We start from the raw sequence: 22,688 nt of genomic DNA, 5'->3' as shown, positions 1-22,688 counted from the left end.
GAGGAATGAGCATGCTGCACATCATCGATCAGTATGGAACGAACGATGCAAGCGTTTTGCCAATTTGCACGGTTCGCGAACCAGAGCAGTCGCGCTGGGTCGAAGCGTGAGTCGTGCCCTCAATTATTTCTTCTATTTTCAGGAAATAACTGACGACACGCCTACAGTCAGAGAACCCCATCTTTTAACCCGTCAGACTACTTGAGGTCGTACCGATGTCTCAGGAACCACTCGTTCGTGACGCTGATGTGGCAGCTTTTCGCGCCGCAGTGCTCGCCAAACTCACTTACTCGGTGGGCAAGGACCCCGACCATGCGTTCGAGCATGACTGGTTCGAAGCGGTTGCGCTGGCCGCTCGCGACCACATGGTCGAACACTGGATGGACCACACTCGGCAGATTTATCGCACCGTTCAGAAGCGGGTGTATTACCTGTCACTGGAATTCCTGATCGGCAGACTGCTTTACGACAGCCTCAGCAACCTGGGTCTGCTGGAGATCGCGCGCGAAGCCATGACCGAACTGGGCGTGGACATCGAGCGCATTCGTCTGCTCGAACCCGATGCAGCATTGGGCAACGGCGGCCTGGGCCGTCTGGCTGCCTGCTTCATGGAAAGCATGTCGACCCTGGGCATCGCCGGCCACGGCTACGGCATCCGTTACGAACACGGCCTGTTCCGTCAGGCCGTGGTCGATGGCTGGCAGCAGGAGCAGACCGAAAACTGGCTGGACTTCGGCAACCCGTGGGAATTCGAGCGCCCTGAAGTGGTGTACTCGATCGGCTTTGGCGGCAGCGTCGAAACCTTCACCAACGAAGCCGGCGAAACACGTCAGGTCTGGCGTCCGGGCGAAACCGTGCGGGCCATTGCCTACGACACGCCCGTGGTCGGCTGGCGCGGCAAAAGTGTGAACACGCTGCGACTGTGGCGTGCCCGCGCCGTGGAAGACCTGCACCTGGAGCGCTTCAACGCCGGTGACCACTTCGGTGCGGTGGCGGAAGTGGTCCGGGCCGAAAGTATTTCCCGCGTGCTGTACCCCAACGATGCGACCGAAGCGGGCCAGGAACTGCGCCTGCGCCAGGAATACTTCTTTGTGTCGGCCTCGTTGCAGGACTTGCTGCGTCGTCACCTGAACATGCACGCCACGCTGACTGATCTGCCGGAGCATGCGGCGATCCAGATGAACGATACGCACCCGTCCATTGCCGTGGCCGAGCTGATGCGTCAACTGATCGACAACCACAGCATTGCGTGGGACGTCGCCTGGAAAATCACCGTCGGCACGCTCGGTTACACCAACCACACCTTGCTGCCGGAAGCTCTGGAAACCTGGTCGGTCGGCCTGATGGAGCGGATGCTGCCGCGCCACATGCAGATCATTTACCTGATCAACGCGCAACACATCGACACGTTGCGCGCCAAGGGCATTCACGATTTCGAAGTGCTGCGTGCCGTGTCGCTGATCGAAGAGGACAACGGCCGTCGCGTGCGCATGGGCAACCTGGCATTCCTCGGCTCGCACAGCGTCAACGGCGTTTCGGCACTGCACACCCAGTTGATGCGCAAGACCGTATTCGCCGAACTGCACAAGCTGTACCCCGAGCGAATCAACAACAAAACCAACGGCATCACCTTCCGCCGCTGGTTGTTCCAGGCCAATCCGAAGCTGACCGAAATGCTGGTCGAGTCCCTCGGCGCGGACGTGCTGGACAACGCCGAAACCCGCTTGATAGAGCTGGAGCCCTTCGCTGAAAAGTCATCGTTCCGCAAGCAGATGGCCGATCAACGCCTGCACAGCAAACGTGCGCTGGCGGCGATCATTCACGAGCGCCTTGGCATCGTGGTCAACCCGGCGGCAATGTTCGACGTGCAGGTCAAGCGTATCCACGAGTACAAGCGCCAGTTGCTGAACCTGTTCCACACCGTCGCGCTGTATCAGGCGATTCGTGCCGAACCGGGGACCGACTGGGTACCACGGGTGAAGATCTTCGCGGGCAAGGCGGCGGCCAGTTACCACTCGGCCAAACTGATCATCAAGCTCACCAACGACATCGCACGCACCGTCAACAATGACCCGACCGTACGCGGTCTGCTCAAAGTGGTGTTCATGCCCAACTACAACGTCAGCCTGGCCGAAAGCATCATTCCGGCAGCCGACCTGTCCGAGCAGATTTCCACGGCAGGCCTGGAGGCTTCGGGCACTAGCAACATGAAGTTCGGCCTCAACGGTGCGCTGACCATCGGCACGCTGGACGGTGCCAACGTGGAGATGAGCGAGCAGATCGGGCTGGAGAATATGTTCATCTTCGGCATGACCTCTCAGGAAGTCGAGGCACGCAAACAGGCAGGCGACTTCAGTGCGCATGCCGACGTGGCAGCGTCCGGTCGCCTGAACGATGTGCTGCAAGCGATTCGCGGCGGCGTGTTCTCGCCGGATGATCCGAACCGTTATGCAGGTCTGGTCGATCAGTTGCTGGCGTACGACCGCTTCCTGGTCTGCGCCGACTTCGATTCGTACTGGGCAGCTCAGGCCAGGGTCGAAGAACGCTGGCACGACTCCAAGCAATGGTGGCGCTCGGCAGTGCTCAATACTGCGCGCATGGGCTGGTTCTCCTCGGACCGGACCATTCGCGAGTACGCAGGCGAAATCTGGAAAGCGCTGGACTGAAAGTAGCAGGACAGCTCCGCGAGGGGATGTACCGTCCCCTTCGCGGACAAGTCCGCTCCCACTGGCTGAAACCGGTTTTCAACCTGTGGGAGTGAGCTTGCTCACGAAGGCTGCTTTCCAGACGCAACCCGTCGACTGAAAACACCGCCCCCTTCGCGGACAAGTCAGCCCCCACTGGCTGAAACCGGTTTTCAACCTGTGGGAGTGAGCTTGCTCACGAAGACTGACTTCCAGCCGCACCCCTTCGACGGAACACACCGACCCTTCGCGAGCAAGCTCGCTCCCACTGGCTGAATACGCCGTTGCGCGTCAGCAGCGCGCTCGATCCCGTTCCGCCCTATACTGCGCACCGATAAACCTTCACACATCGAAAAGGATGTCGTCGCGTGCTCTGGATTTGTCTGGTGGTAGGTGGTGCAGCGCTGGGCTACTCGTTGAGTTATGACGAGTGGGGAGGCATGTTCATCGGTGCCATCATGGGCTGGGCGCTGTGGGCGGGTATTCGCCTTTACGTGCTGGACAAGCGGTCGGCCGAGCAGTCACTTGAACTGCTTGCCACACGAAAAACCGTCGAATCCTTGCAGCAACGCCTGACCGTCCTCGAATACCCACCCGTTTCCAGTGTTCAGTCTGTGGCCACGCCAGAGCAGGCGGCGCCGCTGCCTGCGGACTCGCTCATCATCCCCGCGCAGACCACTGGCCCCGAGTTGATCTGGGACCTGCCGGTCGCCGAGGCGCCTGCTGTGCCGCGGGCCGAACCTGCGATCAAGGCGGCGCAAAACAGCAAGGCGACACAGACCGCCGCGCCCAATGTCCTCGAAAAGACCCTGTCCAGCGCCATGGGCTGGCTGATGGGGGGCAACACAGTGTTGCGAGTTGGCGTGGTGGTGCTTTTTCTGGGGCTGGCGTTCCTGTTGCGCTACGCCACCGAAGGCATGGTTGTGCCGATCGAAGCGCGCTACGCAGGTGTCGCAGCCAGTGCGCTGGCTCTGCTGGGGCTTGGCTGGTGGCTGCGCCTTCGTAACGGGCCTTATGCGTTGATGCTGCAAGGCGCTGGCATTGGCGTGCTGTACCTGACCGTTTTCGCCGCCATGAAACTGCATCCGCTGCTGGACCCGACCCTGGGTTTCGCATTGCTGGTGGCGATCACCACGTTCTCCGCCGTACTGGCCCTGACCCAGAACGCGCTGGCACTGGCCTGCGCGGGGGCGCTGGGCGGGTTCGCCGCGCCGCTTCTGGCCTCGACCGGGCAAGGCAGCCATGTGTCGCTGTTCAGTTATTTTGCCCTGCTCAATGCAGGTATTTTCGCCATCGCCTGGTTCAGGGCATGGCGCATCCTGAACCTGATCGGTTTCTTCGGCACCTTCGGCATCGGTTTCGCCTGGGGCATCAAGGCCTACACAGCCGAGATGTTCTGGAGCACCGAGCCGTTCCTGATTCTGTTTTTCGTGATGTACCTGGCCATCGGCCTGCTGTTCGCCCGGCGCAAGCTTCAAGAGCAGGCCAGCGCACCGCAGGATGACAGCCGCCATGCGCTGCTGCGCTGGTCGGCGCGGCAAGGTGACTATGTCGATGGCACCTTGCTGTTCGGCACGCCGATCGTGGGATTCGGCCTGCAATATGCGCTGGTCGAACACATTCCCCTGGGCGCTGCGTTCAGTGCGTTGGTCCTGGGTCTGATCTACATGGCGCTGGCGCGAGTGCTTGCTGCGCGAGGCTCGGAGCGGACCACTCTGTTGATGGAAACCTGCCTGGCACTGGGCGTGGTGTTCGCCACGCTGGCGATTCCGCTGGGGCTGGGTTCTCAATGGACGACCTGCGCCTGGGCCGTGGAAGGTGCCGCCATCTTCTGGCTGGGCATGCGCCAGCAACGGGTGCTCGCGCGCGCTTTCGGCCTGTTGCTGCAACTGGCCGCTGGCGCAACGCTGCTGAGCAACCTTGATCTGGCCTACGCCTCGCTGCTGTTCAACGGCGATTACTGGACGTCGATGATTCTGGCGATTGCTGCGCTGCTCAGCGCGTGGTGTATCCATCGCTATAAGGGGCTGACGCGGGTGGACCAGGAGCTGGCCAGGTCATTGCTGATGGTGTGGGCAGCGGCGTGGTGGGTCTTTTCCCTGCTCAGCGCCGTCCAGCTGTTTGTGCCCGGCTCGCTGCAAACGGCCACGCTGTTGATCGCTGCAGCGGCCAGCGTCGCGCTGTGGACGGTGCTTGCCCTGCGCCTGCACTGGCCGGACATGGCCCTGCTGTGCGCCGCACTGATGCCACTCTGCAGCTTCTTGCTGCTGGCCTCGCTGGGCACGTTTTATCACCCGGCAGAGGATGGCGGCTGGGCGGGCTGGCTGGCGGTGTTCGCGGTGCATCTGCTGTCGCTTCGTCGCCTGGCAGGCATGTTGCCGAGCCTCGCAAACCGTGTGGCGCATATCGTCGGCTGCTGGCTGATCATCGCCGTGCTGGCGCTGGAATTGCGTTTTGGCCTGATGCAGCTTTCCGAGTCCTACAACGCCTGGCGCTGGCTAGGCTGGGCGGTCGTGCCAAGCCTGTATCTGTGGGCCATGACCTCGCAGCGTCAATGGCCGTGGCCTGTCTCGGCCTACCCCGACACCTATCGGGTCAGCGCCGCTGCTCCCCTGGCGGTGCTGATGCTGGCGTGGTTCTGGCTGGCTAACTTCTTCAGCGATGGCGCGGCCGACCCGCTGCCCTACCTGCCGCTGCTCAACCCGCTGGAAATCGGCCTGCTGTTTTCGCTGGGTGGCGTTTTCCTGTGGATGCGCCACTGCCTGTCGAGAATGGGCCTGGACGACATTCGCGCTCGCACCCTTGCCCTTCTGATAGCGGGCAGCTCAGTGTTCGCACTGGTCACGGCAATGGTCATGCGCACCGCGCATCACTGGGCCGATGTGCCATGGCATACGCAAAGCCTGCTCGAATCGATGCGTGTGCAGGCCGGACTGTCGATTGTCTGGACGCTGATGGCGTTGGCGCTGATGATCGGCGGACACCTGCGCGCCAACCGACAGGTCTGGCTGGGCGGCGCGGTACTGATCGGCGTGGTGGTGGTCAAACTGTTCTTCGTGGAACTGAGCAATCGCGGCGGCATGGAGCGCATCGTCTCCTTCATAGGAGTTGGCATTTTGCTACTGGTGGTGGGATATTTCGCACCATTACCGCCGAAACCTCTCGTTGCGAAAAGGGACGAGGAACCCGGCACGGCTCCTACCAGCGAGCCGACCAGCCCATGAGGAAACCGTTCTTGAGTCGTTCCCCCCTGAAAGTCGCTGCGCTCGGCCTGGCGCTGTGCACGACGATGGCCGCCCATGCTCAAGACAAACCGGCCGACTTTGCCAGCCAGACGCCGTTGACGCTCAGCGGCGATGGCCCGTGGTATCGCATCGAGCTGCCGCTGGCCGTGCAACTGAGTGCTCGGCAGACCGACCTCAGCGACCTGCGCGTCTTCAACAGCGAGGGCCAGCCGCAAGCGTATGCACTGAACCAGAAGCAGGCGAAGCAGGATCAGGAGCCCACGCCGATTCCGGTGAAGTGGTTTGCGCTCTACAGCACTCAGGAAGCGGGCGATGCAACACCGGTCATTCGTATCGAGCGCGCCAGTAACGGCACAGTCATCGAAGTCCAGCCGCAAAGTGACATCGAGGCAGGCGAAGAAGTGCTGCGTGGCTGGCTGCTGGACACAAGCGCAGTCAAGGCACCACTGGAACAGTTGATTATTGACTGGAGCGCCGAGCGCGAGGGTTTCCAGAGTTTCAGCATCGAAGCCAGCGATGACCTTCAGCACTGGCGCAACTGGGGTGACGGGCAAGTGGCCCGCCTGTCGTTCGCCGACGAAGTGGTGGATCAGCGCGAAGTCGGCCTGCCCGGCCAGAGCGCTCGTTATCTGCGCCTGCTGTGGCGCTCGCCGCACAGTGCGCCGACGCTGATTTCCGCGCACGTATTCGCGGCAGAGACGCAAAGCCCCGCGCCGCCCCTGACCTGGTCACCTGCCATCACCGGCAAGGTCGAAACGGCCAACGAGTATGTCTGGCAACTGCCTGCGGGCTTGCCGGTCGAGCGCGTGAAGGTCGACATCACTCAACCCAACAGCCTGGCGCCCGGCACGCTCTATGCGCGCAGCGACGCCAGACAGCCGTGGCAACCGGTCAGCAGCGGGCTTCTGTATCGCCTGACGCAGAACGGCGGCGACATGGTTCAGGATCAATTGCACCTGTCCGGGCGCGTCGTGCAGCAACTCAAGCTGGTGGTCGATGACCGCGGCGGCGGGCTGGGCAGCGAAGCGCCAACCTTGAGCGTGGCCGTGCAGGCGAGCGAAGTGGTGTTTCTGGCACGCGGCAATGGGCCTTTTACCCTGGCCGTGGGCAACTCGAGCGCCAAGGCTGCCAACCTGTCGCTGGCCACACTGATTCCTGATTTCACGCCACAGAAACTGGCCGCGCTGGGTAACGCGAAACCGACCACTGCTGCCGTCGCCAACATGGCCGCGCCGCTGCCGGTGGCGCAGGAAAGCGTCGACTTCAAGCGTCTTGGTCTCTGGGCCGTCCTGCTGCTGGGTGTGCTGTTTCTGGGCTGGATGGCGCTCAGCACCCTGCGCGCCTCGAAGCGCTGAACAGGCCATCGACCCGGCCGGATTCCAGCTACGCTGACCCGACATATGAACTGAAACCGTCATAAGCCAGTCTGATAGCAGTATTACGTCGCCACTCGCGTTAAACTGCGCGGGTTTTCATACCCCCTATCTTCGGAGCTATCCATGTCCCGCGTTACACTAAGTCGCTACTTGATTGAGCAGACCCGCAGCAACAACACTCCTGCCGATCTGCGCTTCCTGATCGAAGTAGTGGCGCGAGCGTGCAAGGAAATCAGCCACGCCGTCTCCAAAGGCGCGCTGGGCGGCGTACTGGGCAGCATGGGCACCGAGAACGTGCAGGGCGAAGTGCAGAAAAAGCTCGACGTGATCTCCAACGAAATCCTGCTGGAAGCCAACGAATGGGGTGGTCACCTGGCCGGCATGGCGTCCGAAGAAATGGACAATGCCTACCAGATTCCCGGCAAATACCCTAAAGGCGCCTACCTGCTGGTGTTCGACCCACTCGACGGCTCGTCCAACATCGACATCAATGCGCCGGTCGGCACCATCTTCTCGGTGCTGCGCTGCCCAAACCAGTACCTGAGCCAGAACGAAGCCCTGAACGAAAAAGCCTTCCTCCAGCCAGGCACCGAGCAGGTCGCGGCCGGTTACGCAATCTACGGCCCGCAGACCATGCTGATCCTGACCCTGGGTGACGGCGTCAAAGGCTTCACCCTGGACCGCGAGATGGGCAGCTTCGTATTGACTCACGAGGACATCACCATCCCTGAGACCACTCAGGAATTCGCCATCAACATGTCCAACCAGCGCCATTGGGAAGCCCCGGTACAGCGCTACGTGGAAGAGTTGCTGCAGGGCGAAGAAGGTCCGCTGAAGAAGAACTACAACATGCGCTGGGTCGCGGCGATGGTTGCCGACGTGCACCGCATCCTGACCCGTGGCGGTCTGTTCATGTACCCGCGCGACAGCCGCGAGCCATCCAAGCCGGGCAAGCTGCGCCTGATGTACGAAGCCAACCCGATGTCGTTCCTGGTTGAGCAGGCAGGCGGCGCGTCCACTGATGGCCACCAGCGCATCCTCGACATCCAGCCTGAAGGTCTGCACCAGCGTGTCGCTGTATTCCTGGGTTCCAAACAGGAAGTCGAGCGCGCCACGGCGTACCACAAAGCGTAAAAGGAACAAGCCCCATGCGTGCGCCCTGGCTGCCGCTGCTCGACTGGTGGTTCGGCCCGGCCGAATCACCCACTGAAGTGGTGAAAGCCAGGAACACGCTCTGGTTTGGCAAGAAACAGGCGAACGACGCCGAAGCCCGCGAGCGCTTCGGTGATCTGGTCGATAAAGCGCTGGCGGGTGGCTTGGCCGAGTGGGCGGAAAACCCAAAGGGCTGGCTGGCGCTGATCCTGTTGCTCGATCAGTTGCCACGCATGATCCATCGCGACACCCCCAACGCTTTTGCCGGAGACCCGCGTGCGCAGGCGCTGGTCAAGCACGGCCTGAAGCTGGAGCGTGACCAGCATCTGGATCCCCTGCAGCGCACCTTTATCTACCTGGTGCTGGAGCACAGCGAGAACCTCGCTGACCAGAATCAGGCCATCGCCTGTTTCACCCGTTTGCTGCCCCTTCTGCCTTCCACTGATCGCGACTATTTCACAAGCAGCCTGGATTTTGCCGAGCGCCATCAGGCGATCATCGCCCGCTTCGGGCGCTTCCCGCATCGCAATGCCATTCTGGGCAGAACCTCTACCGATCAGGAAATCGAATTTCTCGAGAAACCGGGCTCAAGCTTCTGATAGGCCGAATAAATCCTTTTGTCTGCCGGGAACCAGATCCGCTTTTCCTCTTCTAAGCTTTCGGTACTGCGCCAGCGTCAGGCTGCATCGGCCCCCGTTGCGACGAGACCCCTCTTCCGTTCAGGAGCTTCACCCATGTCCTTGCGCTCTGTCGCTTTACTCTCGTTTTGCGTGTTCCTGGCTGCGTGCAGCAAAATCACTCAGGAAAACTACTCCAAACTCTCTGCGGGCATGCCCAAGGCTCAGGTCGAGTCCTTGCTGGGCAGCCCGACTGAATGTTCCGGTGCGCTGGGCATGTCGAGTTGCACATGGGGCGACAAAAACACGTTCATCAGCGTGCAGTATGCCGCTGACAAGGTCGTCTTGTTCTCGGGTCAGGGCCTGAAATAAGCATGGTCAAGGTACTCGTACGTTTCGGTATCTTCGTGATGGCCAGTTTTCTGGCCATCGGCTTTGCGCACTCGGCTGACAACCTTGAGCCGAGGACGGTCGACAGCGTCGATCTCAAGCAGTATCAGGGTACCTGGTACGAGCTGGCACGACTGCCGATGTTCTTCCAGCGCAAATGCGCCCAGTCCGAAGCCCACTATCAGCTCAAGGACGACGGCAACATCGCCGTGACCAATCGCTGCCGCACCCTTGAAGGCGAATGGCAGGAAGCGACCGGTACCGCCTCGCCGCAGGTTCCGGGCAAGACCGACAAACTGTGGGTCGTGTTCGATAACTGGTTCTCGCGTCTGCTACCGGGTGTTGCCAAGGGTGATTACTGGGTGCTGGACGTGAGCGACGGCTACAAGACCGCTGTGGTCGGCAACCCGGACCGCAAGTACCTCTGGCTGCTGTCACGCACGCCCACCGTGTCCGAGTCGGTCAAGCAAGACATGCTGAGCAAGGCCCGTCAGCAGGGTTACGACACCTCACGCCTGATCTGGCGCGAGGCTGATTCGAAGATTGGCAAAGACGGGAAGTGAACACTGGCGCGATTGATCGTGCTAACCCGTTGGCACGATCAGTCAGCTAGTCCAATAACGTCTTCAGTACCTGAGCAAACGCCTGGGCACTCTGATCCTGATCGGCATGTCGTCCTTCACGAATCACCCAGCGCCCGCCAACCGCCACGTCGCGGATCTGGCGATCACTGCCTGCAAACAACCAGCGATTGAGAATGGCATCACCCGTTGCAGTGGCGATATACGGGTCATTGCCATCCAGTACCAGCCAGTCTGCACGCTTGCCGATTTCCAGCGCGCCAATCTCCTGACCCAACGCCTGAGCACCGCCCGCGAGCGCCGCATCCATCAAGGTTCTGCCAACCCTCGGCTGATCGCTGCGATACAACCGGTTACGACGCTGATCGCGCAGCCGCTGGCCGTACTCCAGCCAGCGCAGCTCTTCGACCACGCTGAGCGACACATGGCTGTCTGAACCAATGCCCCAACGCCCGCCCTGCGCGAGGTAATCCACGGCCGGGAAAATCCCGTCACCCAGATTCGCTTCAGTGGTCAGGCACAAACCGGCAACGGCTGCGCTGTTTGCCATAAGGGCCACTTCGTCAGGCTCGGCATGGGTCGCATGCACCAGACACCAGCGGTTATCCACAGGCGCGTTCTCATACAGCCACTGCAACGGACGTCGACCGCTCCAGCTCAGGCAGTCATCGACTTCCTTCTGCTGTTCGGCAATGTGGATATGCACCGGGCAATCCGGGGCGCTGGCAGCCAGCACGGCGCTGATCTGCTCGGGCGTCACGGCACGCAATGAGTGAAAGCAGAGGCCAAGCCGCTGCGCCGTTTGACTCGCCACAATCGGCTGCAAACGCGCCTGCAGGTCCAGATAGCTGTCGGTGCTGTGGATAAATCGGCGCTGGGCTTCGTTCGGTGCTTGCCCGCCAAAACCGGAATGGCTGTAAAGCACCGGCAACAGCGTCAGGCCGATACCGACCGAGCTTGCCGCCTGGCTGATCTGCACCGCCAGCTCGGCCGGGTCGGCGTAGGGCTTGCCCGTGATGTCCTGATGCACATAGTGAAATTCGGCAACTGAGGTGTAGCCACCTTTGAGCATCTCGATGTACAGCTGCCGGGCAATGATGCCCAGTTGCTGCGGTGTGATGCGCCCGACCAGCCGGTACATGAGGTCGCGCCAGGTCCAGAAGCTGTCGTTCGGGTTGCCGGCCACTTCCGCCAGACCGGCCATGGCACGCTGGAAAGCGTGCGAATGCAGGTTCGGCATGCCGGGCAGCAGCGGGCCATTGACGATTTCAGCGCCCTGCCGCTCCGCATTGGCCTGAATCCGCGTCAGCATGCCCTCAGGGCTGACCTCCAGACGCACGTCATTGGCCCAGCCATCAGGGAGTAGCGCGCGCTCGGCAAAGAAGGCTGACATTGACTTCATACCTCATCACTGTAATTTGTATATACATATACAGACGTTTGGCGCACTGGTAAACCGTCGGCAAACTTGCCGTACCACGGGTTAATGGTTAGCTTGAGCGCCTGAATCATCTTCACAACAAGGACACCTACGTGCCGACGCCGCCCGCCTCTTCCTCACTGGCAGCCCAGATGGGCGAAAGTCCCGCACCCTTGTACGCCCGCGTCAAACACATGATCGCCCTGCAGATCCAGAACGGCACCTGGCCGCCGCATCACCGCGTGCCGTCGGAAAGCGAGCTGGTGACGCAACTGGGTTTCAGCCGCATGACCATCAATCGCGCCTTGCGCGAACTCACCGCCGAAGGCCTGCTGGTGCGCATGCAGGGCGTTGGTACGTTCGTCGCCGAGCCCAAAAGCCAGTCCGCGCTGTTCGAAGTCCACAATATCGCTGACGAGATTGCCGCACGAGGCCATCGTCATTCCTGCAAGGTCATCATCCTCAAAGAAGAAGCCGCAGGCTCCGAACGCGCACTGGCGCTGGACATGCGCGAGGGTCAGCGGGTGTTCCATTCGTTGATCGTGCATTACGAAAACGACATTGCCGTGCAGATCGAAGACCGTTTCGTGAACGCGTTGGTCGCGCCGGATTACCTCAAGCAGGACTTCACCCTGCAGACGCCCTACGCCTACCTATCGCAGGTCGCGCCGTTGACCGAGGGTGAGCATGTGGTCGAGGCGATTCTGGCCGAGGCCGACGAGTGCACACTGTTGCAGATCGACGCGGGCGAACCCTGCCTGTTGATTCGCCGCCGTACGTGGTCAGGTCGCCAGCCGGTGACCGCCGCACGCCTGATCCATCCCGGCTCCCGTCATCGCCTTGAAGGACGCTTCACCAAATGACCTCCACCCGAATCCTGCGCGCCATCGACTACCCGCGCATGCCGTGGAAGAACGGCGGCGGCAGCACCGAAGAAATCGCCCGCGACGCAGGTCAGGACCTTGACGGTTTCGGCTGGCGGCTGTCGATTGCAGATATCGAACACTCAGGCGGCTTTTCCGTGTTCGCCGGTTATCAGCGGATCATCACCGTGCTGCAGGGTACCGGCATGACACTGACGGTCGATGGCCTCAACAGCCGTCCGCTGCTGCCTTCCGATCCGTTTGCGTTCAGCGGGGACAGCCAGGTCGAGTGCACATTGCTCGACGGGCCGATCCGGGATTTCAATCTCATCTATGCGGCGCATCGATACAGCGCTCGCCTGCAATGGATCGACGTGCGCCAGCCGCAACGGCTGTTCAGTTCGGCGAGCACCTTCATGCTGTTCAGCATGGCCGAGCAGGTCGCCCTCAGTATCAACGGCCAGCCGTGGGAAATCCTCGGCCGACACGACTGCGCCCAGGTGGACAACACCGGCGCACTCATGGAGATCGAGCTGCAATCGTCGGGCGCCAGCCGTTGCTGCCTGATTGAGCTGAACGCCATGGGTCAATGAAGGTATGCTAGGCGCCCTCTAAAAATCAGATCCCTTCAAGGACGACCATGACTCAATTCCCGATCAAGGAAACGCCTCGGGCTGTTGCCATCCTCGCCAGCTTTCTCGCCTCCGAGTCCGCAGGCGGCATCGTCTTGATGCTGGCCGCGCTGGCCGCGCTGATTGTCGCCAACTCGCCACTGTCCGCCGGTTATTTCGCGGTACTGCACAGCGTGTGGCTGGGCCTGTCAGTCGAGCTGTGGGTCAATGACGGGTTGATGGCGATCTTTTTCCTGATGGTCGGCCTGGAAATCAAGCGCGAAGTGTTGGCGGGTGGACTTTCGACCTGGGGGCAACGCGCCCTGCCCGGCTTTGCCGCTGCCGGCGGGATGCTGGTGCCGGCGCTGATCTACATCGCCGTCAACTGGGGCAACCCGCAGACATTGAGCGGCTGGGCGATTCCTGCCGCGACTGACATCGCATTCGCACTGGGCGTACTGTCTTTGCTGGGCAATCGAGTACCGACGTCGCTCAAGGTGTTTCTCGCGGCACTGGCGATTCTCGATGATCTGGGTGCCGTCACCATCATCGCGTTCTTCTACAGTTCCGGCCTGAACCTGCCGATGCTGGGCGCGGCCTTCGCCACGCTGGCGGTGCTGATCGTGATGAATCGCCTCAACGTCCGTCGCCTGCTGCCTTATCTGTTGCTGGGCGCGCTGCTGTGGTTCTTCGTGTTGCAGTCGGGCGTTCACGCCACACTGGCCGGCGTCGCACTGGCGCTGTGCATCCCGATGGGCAAGCCCGAGGAAGAAGCGCGCTCGCCGCTGCTGTTCCTTGAAGAGAAGATGCATTACTGGGTGGCGTTTGCCGTAGTGCCGATCTTTGGCTTTGCCAACGCCGGGGTTTCGCTGTCCGGCATCTCCCTGGAAAATCTCATCGATCCGGTGCCGCTCGGGGTCGCGCTGGGGCTGTTCGTGGGCAAGCAGATAGGCGTATTCCTGGCCGCCGTGCTGGCCATTCGTGCAGGGCTGGCCGTGCTGCCGGAAGGCAGTAACTGGGTGCAGCTGTATGGCGTGGCGATCCTGTGTGGCATCGGCTTCACCATGAGCCTGTTCATCGGCAACCTGGCGTTTCCCGGTCAGCAGCACCTGATCGATGAAGTGAAAGTCGGCGTATTGATGGGCTCGGGCCTCGCGGCGATCACCGGGATCTTGCTGCTGCGCAGCCGTTTTAGCAGGCCCTGAAAAAATATTTTCAAATCACTGCATCCAGATCGTTTCCTCGCGGGTAGTACTTGCAGCAGCCACTTCGAGTTGCTGAGCGCGGTTAAACCATCTGGAGATTTCTGCATGAACGCAAAACGCTTGCTCTGCCTTGCAGGTAGTACCCTGGCTTTCACTTGCCTGTCGTCCGTCGCCATGGCCCAGACCGATCTGCCCGAAAGCGTTCGGGTTCCGGCCGGCCACAAGATCAGCATGCAAACCACCGGGGTCGGCGAAATTACCTACGAATGCCGCGCCAAAGCCAACATGCCCAATGAGATGGAATGGGCGTTCGTCGGTCCCAAGGCGGTACTCAATGACAAGAGCGGCAAACAGGTCGGCACCTACTACGGCCCGCCTGCAACGTGGGAAGCCAAAGACGGCTCGAAAGTGACCGGCACTCAGGTCGCCGTGGCACCGTCGAGCGCAGGCAACCTGCCGTATCAACTGGTCAAGGCCAACCCGGCTGAAGGCAAAGGCGCCATGACCGGCGTTGCCTACATCCAGCGCACCGCCCTGAAAGGCGGCGTGGCACCGACCACCGCGTGCGCGGCCAGCAACAAGGGCGCCAAGGAAGTGGTCAAGTATCAGGCCGACTATCTGTTCTGGACCGCCAACTGATCACAGTCAGGCAATCGGTCACCGCGCAGCCAGTGAGCTATGCTGCTGCGCGGGTCCTCGTGATATCAACGAGGCAGTAGTCCATTGACGGCGGATCACCTTGTCCTCACACGAATCTCTCTTTGATTACGAAGGCACGCTTCAGGCCTGCGCTCGCGGTGAGCGGCAGGCCCTGCATCGTCTTTATGAACAGGAAAGCGCACGGCTGCTCGGTGTGGTCATGCGGCTGGTGCGTGACCGCGCACAGGCTGAAGACATCGTGCATGATGCCTTTCTCAAGATATGGACCGGTGCCGCCAGTTTCGACGCCTCACGCGGCTCGGCACGCGGCTGGATTTACAGCGTGACGCGCCATCTGGCGCTCAACAACCTGCGCAACACCGCACGGGAAGTTCGCGTTGAGGATGACGGCAGCGAAGATCATCATGAGCAGGCGACACTGGAAGGCTGGCAGGAAACCGGCGATGCTTTCGACTGGCGAGTCAATCCCGGGCGCGTTACATCGTGCCTGGAACAGCTAGAACCGGTGCGGCGTAACTGTGTGCTTCACGCCTATGTAGACGGTTATTCGCATCAAGAAATCGCGCAGAAAGTTGGCGCGCCACTGGGTACGGTCAAAGCCTGGATCAAGCGCAGCCTGACGGCTTTGCGGGAGTGCATGGGATGACCCGACCTTCGAACGAGAACATTCACGAGCTGGCGGGCGAGTACGTACTCGGCACCCTGCCGGCCGGGCAACGGCTGGACGTCCAGCGTCGCCTGCCCCACGAGCCTGACCTGCAGGCGGCGATAGACGCCTGGGAACAACGCCTGCTGCCCCTCACCGAGCTGGCGGAGCCCGTCATGCCGTCACCCGGTCTATGGGAGCGGATCGAGCGCAACCTGATGGATCGCACAGTGACCCGGTCGCAGCCTGAACAGCGCGTACGCTGGTGGGACAACCTGGCGATCTGGCGCGGCCTTGCAGGCGCAGGACTTGCCGCCTCGCTGGTGCTGGGCATGACACTGCTGACCCGCACCCCAACGCCGCCCTCTTATCTGGTGGTGCTGGTCGGGCCTCAGGACAAATCACCCGGCTGGGTCGTGCAGGCCAGCAACCCACAGGAAATCCAGCTCATCCCGCTGGGCGCGTTCGAAGTCCCGGCCGACAAGGCGCTGGAGTTCTGGACCAAGGGTGATGGCTGGCAAGGACCGGTTTCCCTCGGGCTGGTCAAACCGGGGCAAAGCCTGAACATCCCGCTCGACAAACTACCGCCACTGCAACCCAACCAGTTGTTCGAGCTGACGCTGGAAACATCCACCGGCTCGCCCATCGGCAAACCGACGGGTCCGATTCAATTCATTGGACGAGCAGTCAAGGTGATTTGAGACGTATGACACGGATCGTCTGACGTTCTGCCCCCTTCGCTTCACACCCGCCTCACCGGATAACTACAACCCTGTGGGAATGCGCCGGCAACCCGAGCCGCACCAGCGTGTTACCCACCGCCCCAAAACTGCGCAAAAAAGCCCTCAGGTAACAATCACGGCGTCTTGGCGCGCTCGCACGCCAACCATGCCCGTTCCTCTGAAAACCTCGAAAAGCAAGGCCTTGCGCTGTTTCTGAATAGGCTACAGCCATCGCGCGACAAAGTTGGTCTTCAGATTGCATATGCTTGTATGTACAAGTAGAGACAGGTTAATCAAGCCGCTCTGCCGACCTGCATTGAAGCGCCCTGCACGGGCTGGTTTGGAATGATCGCTGAGGATTTTTTTGTGGCCGAGAATAATCAAGACCTGAAGCAGGACTGGACCCGCCATCGTGAAGGCGAGGTACGTGCTGCCCGTGGGACTCAACTAACAGCCAAGAGCTGGCTGACCGAAGCGCCGCTGCGCATGTTGATGAACAACCTGGACCCGGAAGTGGCCGAGAACCCCAATGAACTGGTGGTCTACGGCGGTATCGGGCGAGCGGCGCGCAATTGGGAGTGTTACGACAAGATCGTCGAAAGCCTCACTCACCTGAATGACGACGAAACGCTGCTGGTGCAGTCCGGCAAGCCGGTTGGCGTGTTCAAGACCCACAGCAACGCCCCGCGCGTACTGATCGCCAACTCCAACCTGGTGCCGCACTGGGCGAGCTGGGAACACTTCAACGAACTGGATGCCAAGGGCCTGGCGATGTACGGCCAGATGACCGCAGGCAGCTGGATCTACATCGGCAGCCAGGGCATCGTGCAAGGCACCTACGAAACCTTCGTCGAAGCCGGTCGTCAGCATTACGACGGTAACCTCAAAGGCCGCTGGGTATTGACCGCAGGTCTGGGCGGCATGGGCGGCGCGCAGCCATTGGCCGCAACACTGGCCGGCGCGTGCTCGCTGAACATCGAATGCCAGCAGAGCCGCATCGATTTCCGCATCAAGACCCGCTATGTCGACGAACAGGCCACCGATCTGGACGACGCGCTGGCCCGTATCGCCCACTACACCGCTGAAGGCAAGGCCATCTCCATCGCCCTGTGCGGCAACGCGGCCGAAATCCTGCCGGAAATGGTCCGCCGTGGCGTGCGTCCGGACATGGTCACCGACCAGACCAGCGCCCACGACCCGCTCAACGGCTACCTGCCCAAAGGCTGGACCTGGGACGAGTACCGCGCCCGCTCGGTGAGTGAGCCGGCCAATGTGGTCAAGGCTGCCAAGCAATCGATGGCCGAACACGTCCAGGCCATGCTGGCGTTCCAGCAAGCCGGTATCCCGACCTTCGATTACGGCAATAACATCCGGCAGATGGCCAAGGAAGTCGGCGTGACCAACGCCTTCGATTTCCCAGGCTTCGTTCCCGCCTATATCCGTCCGTTGTTCTGCCGTGGCATTGGCCCGTTCCGCTGGGCCGCGCTGTCGGGCGACCCACAGGACATCTACAAGACCGACGCCAAGGTCAAGGAACTGATCCCGGACGACGAGCATTTGCACAACTGGCTGGACATGGCCCGCGAGCGCATCAGCTTCCAGGGTTTGCCCGCCCGTATCTGCTGGGTCGGTCTGGGTCAGCGCGCAAAACTCGGTCTGGCGTTCAACGAGATGGTACGCAGCGGCGAGCTGTCGGCACCGGTCGTGATTGGTCGCGACCACCTGGACTCTGGCTCGGTTGCCAGCCCCAACCGCGAAACCGAATCCATGCGTGACGGCTCAGACGCGGTGTCAGACTGGCCATTGCTCAATGCCCTGCTCAACACCGCCAGCGGCGCGACCTGGGTGTCCCTGCACCACGGCGGCGGCGTCGGCATGGGCTTCTCGCAGCACTCGGGCATGGTGATCGTCTGCGACGGCACCGATGAAGCCGCCGAGCGCATCGCCCGCGTGCTGCACAACGACCCGGCGACCGGCGTCATGCGCCACGCCGATGCCGGTTACGACATTGCAATCGACTGTGCCAAAGAGCAGGGCTTGAACCTGCCGATGATCGGACGTTAAGGGCGACGTCGGTCATCAGGCCGACAGACCCCGGGGACGGGCGTGTAAACGCCCAAGGGCCGGATGCCTGTTTTGATGAAACTGCCACCATCCCTTTCAGGCGTAGGAGCATCGACAATGAATATGAAAAAGGCCCTGTTGACCACTCTGGTATCCGCTGGCTTGCTCGCCAGCGCCGGAGCGAGTCAGGCCGCCAACTGGTGTGAGTCAGGCAAGCCAGTGAAATTCGCGGGCCTGAACTGGGAAAGCGCGATGCTGCTGACCGACATCCTGCAGATCGTGCTGGACAAGGGTTACGGCTGTACCGTGGATGCCCTGCCCGGCAACTCGATCGCCATGGAAAACGCCCTGAGCACCAACGACATCCAGATCTTCGCCGAAGAATGGGTCGGTCGAAGCGAAGTGTGGAACAAGGCTGCCGCCGCCGGGAAAGTGGTCGGTGTCGGCGCGCCGGTCGTCGGTGCAGTCGAGGGCTGGTACGTGCCGCGCTACGTGATCGAAGGCGACGCCAGGCGCAAGCTGGAAGCCAAGGCACCGAACCTCAAGTCGATCAGCGATCTGGCGCAGTATTCGGCAGTGTTCAAGGATCAGGAAGAACCCGGCAAAGGCCGTTTCTACAACTGCCCGGCCGGCTGGACCTGTGAGCTGGAAAACAGCGAAATGCTCAAGACCTACGGCCTGGAAAACACGTACACCAACTTCCGTCCGGGCACCGGCCCTGCGCTGGACGCAGCTATTCTGTCCAGCTACAAGCGTGGCGAGCCGATCCTGACGTATTACTGGTCGCCAACGCCGTTGATGGGTCAGGTAGACCTGGTGCGTCTGGAAGAGAAGGCCGGGGTAAACAAGACGATCGATATCAAGGTCGGCGTGTCCAAAGTGTTCCATGATCAGGCGCCTGAACTGATTGCCGTGCTGGAGAAGGTCAATCTGCCGATCGACCTGCTCAACCAGAATCTGGGGCGCATGGCCAAGGACCGCATCGAATCGCCGAAACTCGCCCGGATCTTTCTGAAAGAGCACCCGGAAGTCTGGCATCAGTGGGTCAGTGAAGACGCCGCGAAAAAGGTGGACGCCTCGCTGTAAACGACTGGGCAGCCAGGCTGACACTGCAGGTCCGGCTGCCCGTTCGTTGACCGAAACACCTTACTTGAGAGCCGCTTATGTTTCCTGAAAGCTTCACTTTCTCGATCGCCAACTGGGTCAACGACGGCGTCGACTCGCTGGTGACCCAGTACGGCGATGTGTTCCGACACATCTCCGACACGCTGCTGTGGGCCATCGTCAACCTGGAAGGCCTGCTGCGCATGGCGCCGTGGTGGTTGATGCTGATCATTGTCGGCGGCATTGCCTGGCACGCCACGCGCAAGATTGTCACCACCGTGGTGATCGTCGGCCTGCTGTTTCTGGTCGGCGCGGTCGGGTTGTGGGACAAGCTGATGCAGACACTGGCGCTGATGCTGGTCGCCACGATCATTGCCGTACTGATCGGCATTCCGCTGGGCATTCTTTCGGCGCGCAGCAACCGCCTGCGTTCGGTGCTGATGCCGCTGCTGGACATTATGCAGACCATGCCCAGCTTCGTTTACCTGATTCCGGTGCTGATGCTGTTCGGCCTGGGCAAGGTCCCCGCGATCTTCGCCACCGTGATCTACGCCGCGCCGCCGCTGATTCGCCTGACCGACCTGGGTATTCGTCAGGTCGACGGCGAGGTCATGGAAGCCATCAATGCCTTTGGTGCCAACCGCTGGCAGCAACTGTTCGGTGTGCAACTTCCGCTGGCGATGCCCAGCATCATGGCCGGTATCAACCAGACCACCATGATGGCACTGTCGATGGTGGTGATTGCCTCGATGATCGGCGCTCGCGGTCTGGGCGAAGACGTACTGGTCGGCATTCAGACGCTGAACGTCGGACGCGGACTGGAAGCGGGTCTGGCCATTGTCATTCTGGCGGTCGTCATTGACCGCATCACTCAGGCCTACGGCCGCCCACGGCATGAGGCGCAAAAATGATGAGTGAGCAACCGAACAAGATCGTTGTGCGAAACGTGTACAAGATTTTCGGCAATCGGGAAAAAGAAGCGCTGACCATGGTCCAGCAGCATCAGAGCAAGGATCAGGTGCTGGCGAAAACCGGTTGCGTGGTGGGCGTGAACGACCTGTCACTGTCGATTGCCAGCGGCGAAATCTTTGTGATCATGGGCCTGTCCGGCTCGGGTAAATCGACCCTGGTGCGCCACTTCAACCGGCTGATCGATCCCACCAGTGGCGAGATTCTGGTCGATGGCGAAGACATTCTGCGCTACGACATGGAAGCGCTGCGCCAGTTTCGTCGGCACAAGATCAGCATGGTGTTCCAGAGCTTCGGCCTGCTGCCGCACAAGACCGTACTCGCCAACGTCGCCTACGGCCTGAAAGTGCGCGGCGAGACCAAGGCATTGTGTGATGAACGCGCACGGCACTGGATCACCACCGTCGGCCTGAGCGGCTATGAAAACAAGTACCCGCATCAGCTTTCCGGCGGTATGCGCCAGCGCGTGGGTCTGGCCCGTGCGTTGGCGGCCGACACCGACATCATCCTGATGGACGAAGCGTTCAGCGCACTCGACCCACTGATTCGCGCCGAAATGCAGGACCAGTTGCTGGCCCTGCAGGCCACGCTGCACAAGACCATCGTGTTCATCACCCATGACCTTGATGAAGCCGTGCGCATCGGTAATCGCATCGCGATCCTCAAGGACGGACGGCTGATCCAGGTCGGTACGCCGAAAGAAATCCTTCACTCGCCCGCCGACGATTACGTGGATCGTTTCGTTCAGCGCCGCGTGGCCACTCTTTAAGGACCGTTGCAGATGTCGCGAGCAGAACAGATCGTTTTCGGCGACGCCCCGGCGCGCTGGCAGGATGTAGTCGCCGTTGCCCGGCATGGCGCGCCACTGGCGCTGTCGCAAGCCGCGTGGGCCCGGATCGATAACGCCCAGGCCATCGTGCAACGCATCGTTGTCAGCGGCGAGCGCGCCTACGGCGTGAACACCGGCCTGGGCGCGTTATGCAATGTGTCGCTGGCAGGCGAACAACTCAGTCGCCTGTCGCGTAATACCCTGCTCAGCCATGCCTGTGGCGTCGGCGCACCCCTGACCGACGAACAGACGCGCGCGGTCATCTGCGCGGCCCTGCTCAACTACAGCCAGGGCAAATCCGGTATTCATCGGCAAGTGGTCGAAGCACTGCTGGCCCTGCTCAACCACGGCATCACGCCTCAGGTCCCGGCGCAAGGTTCGGTGGGCTATCTGACCCACATGGCCCATGTGGGCATCGCCTTGCTGGGCGTCGGTCAGGTCAGCTATCGCGGGCAGATCGTGCCCGCACAGCAGGCGCTGGTGGAGGAAGGCCTCAAGCCGGTCATCCTCGGTGCGAAAGACGGATTGTGCCTGGTCAACGGCACGCCCTGCATGACCGGCCTGAGCTGTCTGACCATCGCCGACGCCGAGCGACTGGTCCAATGGGCCGACGTGATCGGTGCCATGACCTTTGAAGCCCTGCGCGGCCAGCTGGATGCATTCGACGAAACCATTCTGGCCCTCAAGCCGCATCCCGGCATGCAAGCCGTCGGCAGCAACCTGCGCAGCCTGCTGGCAGGCAGCGAAGTCCTCGCCAGCAGCCAGGGCATTCGCACTCAGGACGCACTGAGCATTCGCTCCATGCCGCAGGTACACGGCGCAACACGCGACCAGCTGGCGCATGCCGTCCGGCAGATCGAGACCGAACTGAATTCGGTCACCGACAACCCGTTGCTGCTCGGCACGCCCGATGCTTACCGCGTGGTGTCCCAAGCCAACCCGCACGGTCAGTCGGTGGCGATGGCGGCGGACCTTCTATGCGTGGCCGTCGCCGAGCTCGGCTCGATTGCCGAGCGTCGTCTGGACCGCCTGATCAATCCGATGGTCAGCGGCCTGCCCGCGTTTCTGGTCAGCCAGCCGGGCGTCAACTCGGGAATGATGATCGTCCAGTACGTCGCAGCCTCACTGTGCGCAGAAAACCGCCAGATGGCGCAACCGGCGGTTGTGGATAACTACGTCACGTCCGGCCTGCAGGAAGATCACTTGAGCCTGGGCACCAGCGCCGCGCTAAAGCTGCACAAGGTGCTGGGCAATGCGACGCAGATTCTCGCCATCGAATACCTGCTGGCGGCACAGGCGTTTGAATTCCTCAAGGCCCAGCAGTTCGGCGTAGGCACGCGGATCGCCTGGCAGCTGTTGCGCGAACGCGTTCCGGCTTACGACGAAGACCGCTGGCTGGCCCCGGACATCGCCAGCAGTGCGGCACTGATCAACGAACACCAGGCGCTGGAAAGGATTTTCCAGCACTGCCGCGAACACACGGCAACCCAATAACAAGCGGTCAAGGCCCGGCGTCACCCACGCAGGGCCGACGGCGGCACGCTCAAGAC

General features: G+C 61.6%; 19 protein-coding genes. 18 read left to right on the top strand and 1 reads right to left on the bottom strand.

Going from position 1 to position 22,688, the window contains the following annotated elements; genetic code table 11:
• The first annotated feature begins 215 nt into the window (after nucleotides 1-215).
• The 7 genes from BUB69_RS18105 to BUB69_RS18075 all read left to right on the top strand — a co-directional run bounded on the left by BUB69_RS18105 (nucleotide 216) and on the right by BUB69_RS18075 (nucleotide 10,027).
• Nucleotides 216-2,666, top strand: coding sequence for a glycogen/starch/alpha-glucan phosphorylase (locus BUB69_RS18105; RefSeq protein WP_073169122.1), 2,451 nt, complete (start codon nucleotides 216-218; stop codon nucleotides 2,664-2,666).
• A gap of 386 nt (nucleotides 2,667-3,052) precedes the next feature.
• Nucleotides 3,053-5,908 (top strand): DUF2339 domain-containing protein, encoded by a 2,856-nt coding sequence (locus BUB69_RS18100; protein WP_073169120.1) that lies wholly within the window; start codon nucleotides 3,053-3,055, stop codon nucleotides 5,906-5,908.
• Nucleotides 5,905-7,284, top strand: a complete 1,380-nt coding sequence (locus BUB69_RS18095) for a DUF3999 domain-containing protein (protein WP_073169118.1) — start codon at nucleotides 5,905-5,907, stop codon at nucleotides 7,282-7,284. Before BUB69_RS18100 ends, BUB69_RS18095 begins: the two co-directional genes overlap by 4 nt.
• A gap of 144 nt (nucleotides 7,285-7,428) precedes the next feature.
• Nucleotides 7,429-8,439 (top strand): class 1 fructose-bisphosphatase, encoded by a 1,011-nt coding sequence (locus tag BUB69_RS18090; RefSeq protein ID WP_073169116.1) that lies wholly within the window; start codon nucleotides 7,429-7,431, stop codon nucleotides 8,437-8,439.
• Between the two features lie 14 nt (nucleotides 8,440-8,453).
• Nucleotides 8,454-9,056 (top strand): DUF924 family protein, encoded by a 603-nt coding sequence (locus tag BUB69_RS18085; RefSeq protein ID WP_073169114.1) that lies wholly within the window; start codon nucleotides 8,454-8,456, stop codon nucleotides 9,054-9,056.
• 135 nt (nucleotides 9,057-9,191) lie between these two features.
• On the top strand, nucleotides 9,192-9,446 hold the full coding sequence (gene bamE / locus BUB69_RS18080) for an outer membrane protein assembly factor BamE domain-containing protein (protein ID WP_073169111.1): 255 nt from the start codon (nucleotides 9,192-9,194) through the stop codon (nucleotides 9,444-9,446).
• A gap of 2 nt (nucleotides 9,447-9,448) precedes the next feature.
• Nucleotides 9,449-10,027, top strand: a complete 579-nt coding sequence (locus tag BUB69_RS18075) for a lipocalin family protein (RefSeq protein ID WP_073169109.1) — start codon at nucleotides 9,449-9,451, stop codon at nucleotides 10,025-10,027.
• Between the two features lie 46 nt (nucleotides 10,028-10,073).
• Here BUB69_RS18075 and BUB69_RS18070 read toward each other — a convergent pair whose 3' ends face one another.
• Nucleotides 10,074-11,438 (bottom strand): formimidoylglutamate deiminase, encoded by a 1,365-nt coding sequence (locus BUB69_RS18070; protein ID WP_073169107.1) that lies wholly within the window; start codon nucleotides 11,436-11,438, stop codon nucleotides 10,074-10,076.
• Nucleotides 11,439-11,617: 179 nt separating this feature from the next.
• Between BUB69_RS18070 and hutC the strand changes: the two genes are divergently transcribed.
• The 11 genes from hutC (at nucleotide 11,618) to BUB69_RS18015 (ending at nucleotide 22,632) form a co-directional block, all read left to right on the top strand.
• Entirely contained in the window at nucleotides 11,618-12,328 is a 711-nt protein-coding gene (gene hutC / locus BUB69_RS18065; protein ID WP_175561776.1) for a histidine utilization transcriptional repressor HutC, read from the top strand.
• On the top strand, nucleotides 12,325-12,921 hold the full coding sequence (locus BUB69_RS18060; protein ID WP_073169105.1) for a HutD/Ves family protein: 597 nt from the start codon (nucleotides 12,325-12,327) through the stop codon (nucleotides 12,919-12,921). Before hutC ends, BUB69_RS18060 begins: the two co-directional genes overlap by 4 nt.
• Before the next feature lie 47 nt (nucleotides 12,922-12,968).
• The gene (gene nhaA, locus BUB69_RS18055; RefSeq protein WP_073169103.1) at nucleotides 12,969-14,144 is read left to right on the top strand and encodes a Na+/H+ antiporter NhaA; all 1,176 of its coding nucleotides are present in this window, start codon (nucleotides 12,969-12,971) and stop codon (nucleotides 14,142-14,144) included.
• 105 nt (nucleotides 14,145-14,249) lie between these two features.
• Nucleotides 14,250-14,783 (top strand): DUF3455 domain-containing protein, encoded by a 534-nt coding sequence (locus tag BUB69_RS18050; RefSeq protein WP_024695982.1) that lies wholly within the window; start codon nucleotides 14,250-14,252, stop codon nucleotides 14,781-14,783.
• A 100-nt stretch (nucleotides 14,784-14,883) separates the two neighbouring features.
• The gene (locus tag BUB69_RS18045) at nucleotides 14,884-15,450 is read left to right on the top strand and encodes a sigma-70 family RNA polymerase sigma factor (protein ID WP_024695981.1); all 567 of its coding nucleotides are present in this window, start codon (nucleotides 14,884-14,886) and stop codon (nucleotides 15,448-15,450) included.
• Nucleotides 15,447-16,151: an anti-sigma factor gene (locus tag BUB69_RS18040; RefSeq protein ID WP_073169101.1), complete on the top strand. Its 705-nt coding sequence runs from the start codon at nucleotides 15,447-15,449 to the stop codon at nucleotides 16,149-16,151. The genes BUB69_RS18045 and BUB69_RS18040 overlap by 4 nt, the downstream gene beginning before the upstream one ends.
• Nucleotides 16,152-16,517: 366 nt before the next feature.
• Nucleotides 16,518-18,236 (top strand): urocanate hydratase, encoded by a 1,719-nt coding sequence (gene hutU, locus BUB69_RS18035; protein WP_175561774.1) that lies wholly within the window; start codon nucleotides 16,518-16,520, stop codon nucleotides 18,234-18,236.
• 117 nt (nucleotides 18,237-18,353) lie between these two features.
• Nucleotides 18,354-19,322, top strand: coding sequence for an ABC transporter substrate-binding protein (locus BUB69_RS18030; protein ID WP_073169099.1), 969 nt, complete (start codon nucleotides 18,354-18,356; stop codon nucleotides 19,320-19,322).
• Between the two features lie 77 nt (nucleotides 19,323-19,399).
• On the top strand, nucleotides 19,400-20,251 hold the full coding sequence (locus BUB69_RS18025) for an ABC transporter permease (protein WP_024684960.1): 852 nt from the start codon (nucleotides 19,400-19,402) through the stop codon (nucleotides 20,249-20,251).
• Complete coding sequence (locus BUB69_RS18020; protein WP_073169097.1) at nucleotides 20,248-21,078, top strand: quaternary amine ABC transporter ATP-binding protein; 831 nt, start codon at nucleotides 20,248-20,250, stop codon at nucleotides 21,076-21,078. Before BUB69_RS18025 ends, BUB69_RS18020 begins: the two co-directional genes overlap by 4 nt.
• A 12-nt stretch (nucleotides 21,079-21,090) precedes the next feature.
• Entirely contained in the window at nucleotides 21,091-22,632 is a 1,542-nt protein-coding gene (locus tag BUB69_RS18015; RefSeq protein WP_073169094.1) for an HAL/PAL/TAL family ammonia-lyase, read from the top strand.
• The last annotated feature ends 56 nt before the right edge of the window (nucleotides 22,633-22,688 follow it).

It is taken from the genome of Pseudomonas asturiensis, assembly GCF_900143095.1.
Classification (GTDB): Bacteria; Pseudomonadota; Gammaproteobacteria; order Pseudomonadales; family Pseudomonadaceae; genus Aquipseudomonas; species Aquipseudomonas asturiensis.
This window is presented reverse-complemented; position numbering and strand designations above follow the sequence as displayed.

What these genes read in the sequence shown, in the direction of transcription:
- BUB69_RS18060 (WP_073169105.1), top strand. Translation starts at nt 12,325, where the DNA reads ATGACCTCCACCCGAATCCTGCGCGCCATCGACTACCCGCGCATGCCG.
- BUB69_RS18040 (WP_073169101.1), top strand. Translation starts at nt 15,447, where the DNA reads ATGACCCGACCTTCGAACGAGAACATTCACGAGCTGGCGGGCGAGTAC.
- BUB69_RS18020 (WP_073169097.1), top strand. Translation starts at nt 20,248, where the DNA reads ATGATGAGTGAGCAACCGAACAAGATCGTTGTGCGAAACGTGTACAAG.
- BUB69_RS18095 (WP_073169118.1), top strand. Translation starts at nt 5,905, where the DNA reads ATGAGGAAACCGTTCTTGAGTCGTTCCCCCCTGAAAGTCGCTGCGCTC.
- BUB69_RS18105 (WP_073169122.1), top strand. Translation starts at nt 216, where the DNA reads ATGTCTCAGGAACCACTCGTTCGTGACGCTGATGTGGCAGCTTTTCGC.
- BUB69_RS18030 (WP_073169099.1), top strand. Translation starts at nt 18,354, where the DNA reads ATGAATATGAAAAAGGCCCTGTTGACCACTCTGGTATCCGCTGGCTTG.
- BUB69_RS18085 (WP_073169114.1), top strand. Translation starts at nt 8,454, where the DNA reads ATGCGTGCGCCCTGGCTGCCGCTGCTCGACTGGTGGTTCGGCCCGGCC.
- hutU (WP_175561774.1), top strand. Translation starts at nt 16,518, where the DNA reads ATGATCGCTGAGGATTTTTTTGTGGCCGAGAATAATCAAGACCTGAAG.
- BUB69_RS18050 (WP_024695982.1), top strand. Translation starts at nt 14,250, where the DNA reads ATGAACGCAAAACGCTTGCTCTGCCTTGCAGGTAGTACCCTGGCTTTC.
- bamE (WP_073169111.1), top strand. Translation starts at nt 9,192, where the DNA reads ATGTCCTTGCGCTCTGTCGCTTTACTCTCGTTTTGCGTGTTCCTGGCT.
- BUB69_RS18075 (WP_073169109.1), top strand. Translation starts at nt 9,449, where the DNA reads ATGGTCAAGGTACTCGTACGTTTCGGTATCTTCGTGATGGCCAGTTTT.
- BUB69_RS18025 (WP_024684960.1), top strand. Translation starts at nt 19,400, where the DNA reads ATGTTTCCTGAAAGCTTCACTTTCTCGATCGCCAACTGGGTCAACGAC.
- BUB69_RS18070 (WP_073169107.1), bottom strand. Translation starts at nt 11,438, where the DNA reads ATGTCAGCCTTCTTTGCCGAGCGCGCGCTACTCCCTGATGGCTGGGCC.
- BUB69_RS18015 (WP_073169094.1), top strand. Translation starts at nt 21,091, where the DNA reads ATGTCGCGAGCAGAACAGATCGTTTTCGGCGACGCCCCGGCGCGCTGG.
- hutC (WP_175561776.1), top strand. Translation starts at nt 11,618, where the DNA reads ATGGGCGAAAGTCCCGCACCCTTGTACGCCCGCGTCAAACACATGATC.
- BUB69_RS18090 (WP_073169116.1), top strand. Translation starts at nt 7,429, where the DNA reads ATGTCCCGCGTTACACTAAGTCGCTACTTGATTGAGCAGACCCGCAGC.
- nhaA (WP_073169103.1), top strand. Translation starts at nt 12,969, where the DNA reads ATGACTCAATTCCCGATCAAGGAAACGCCTCGGGCTGTTGCCATCCTC.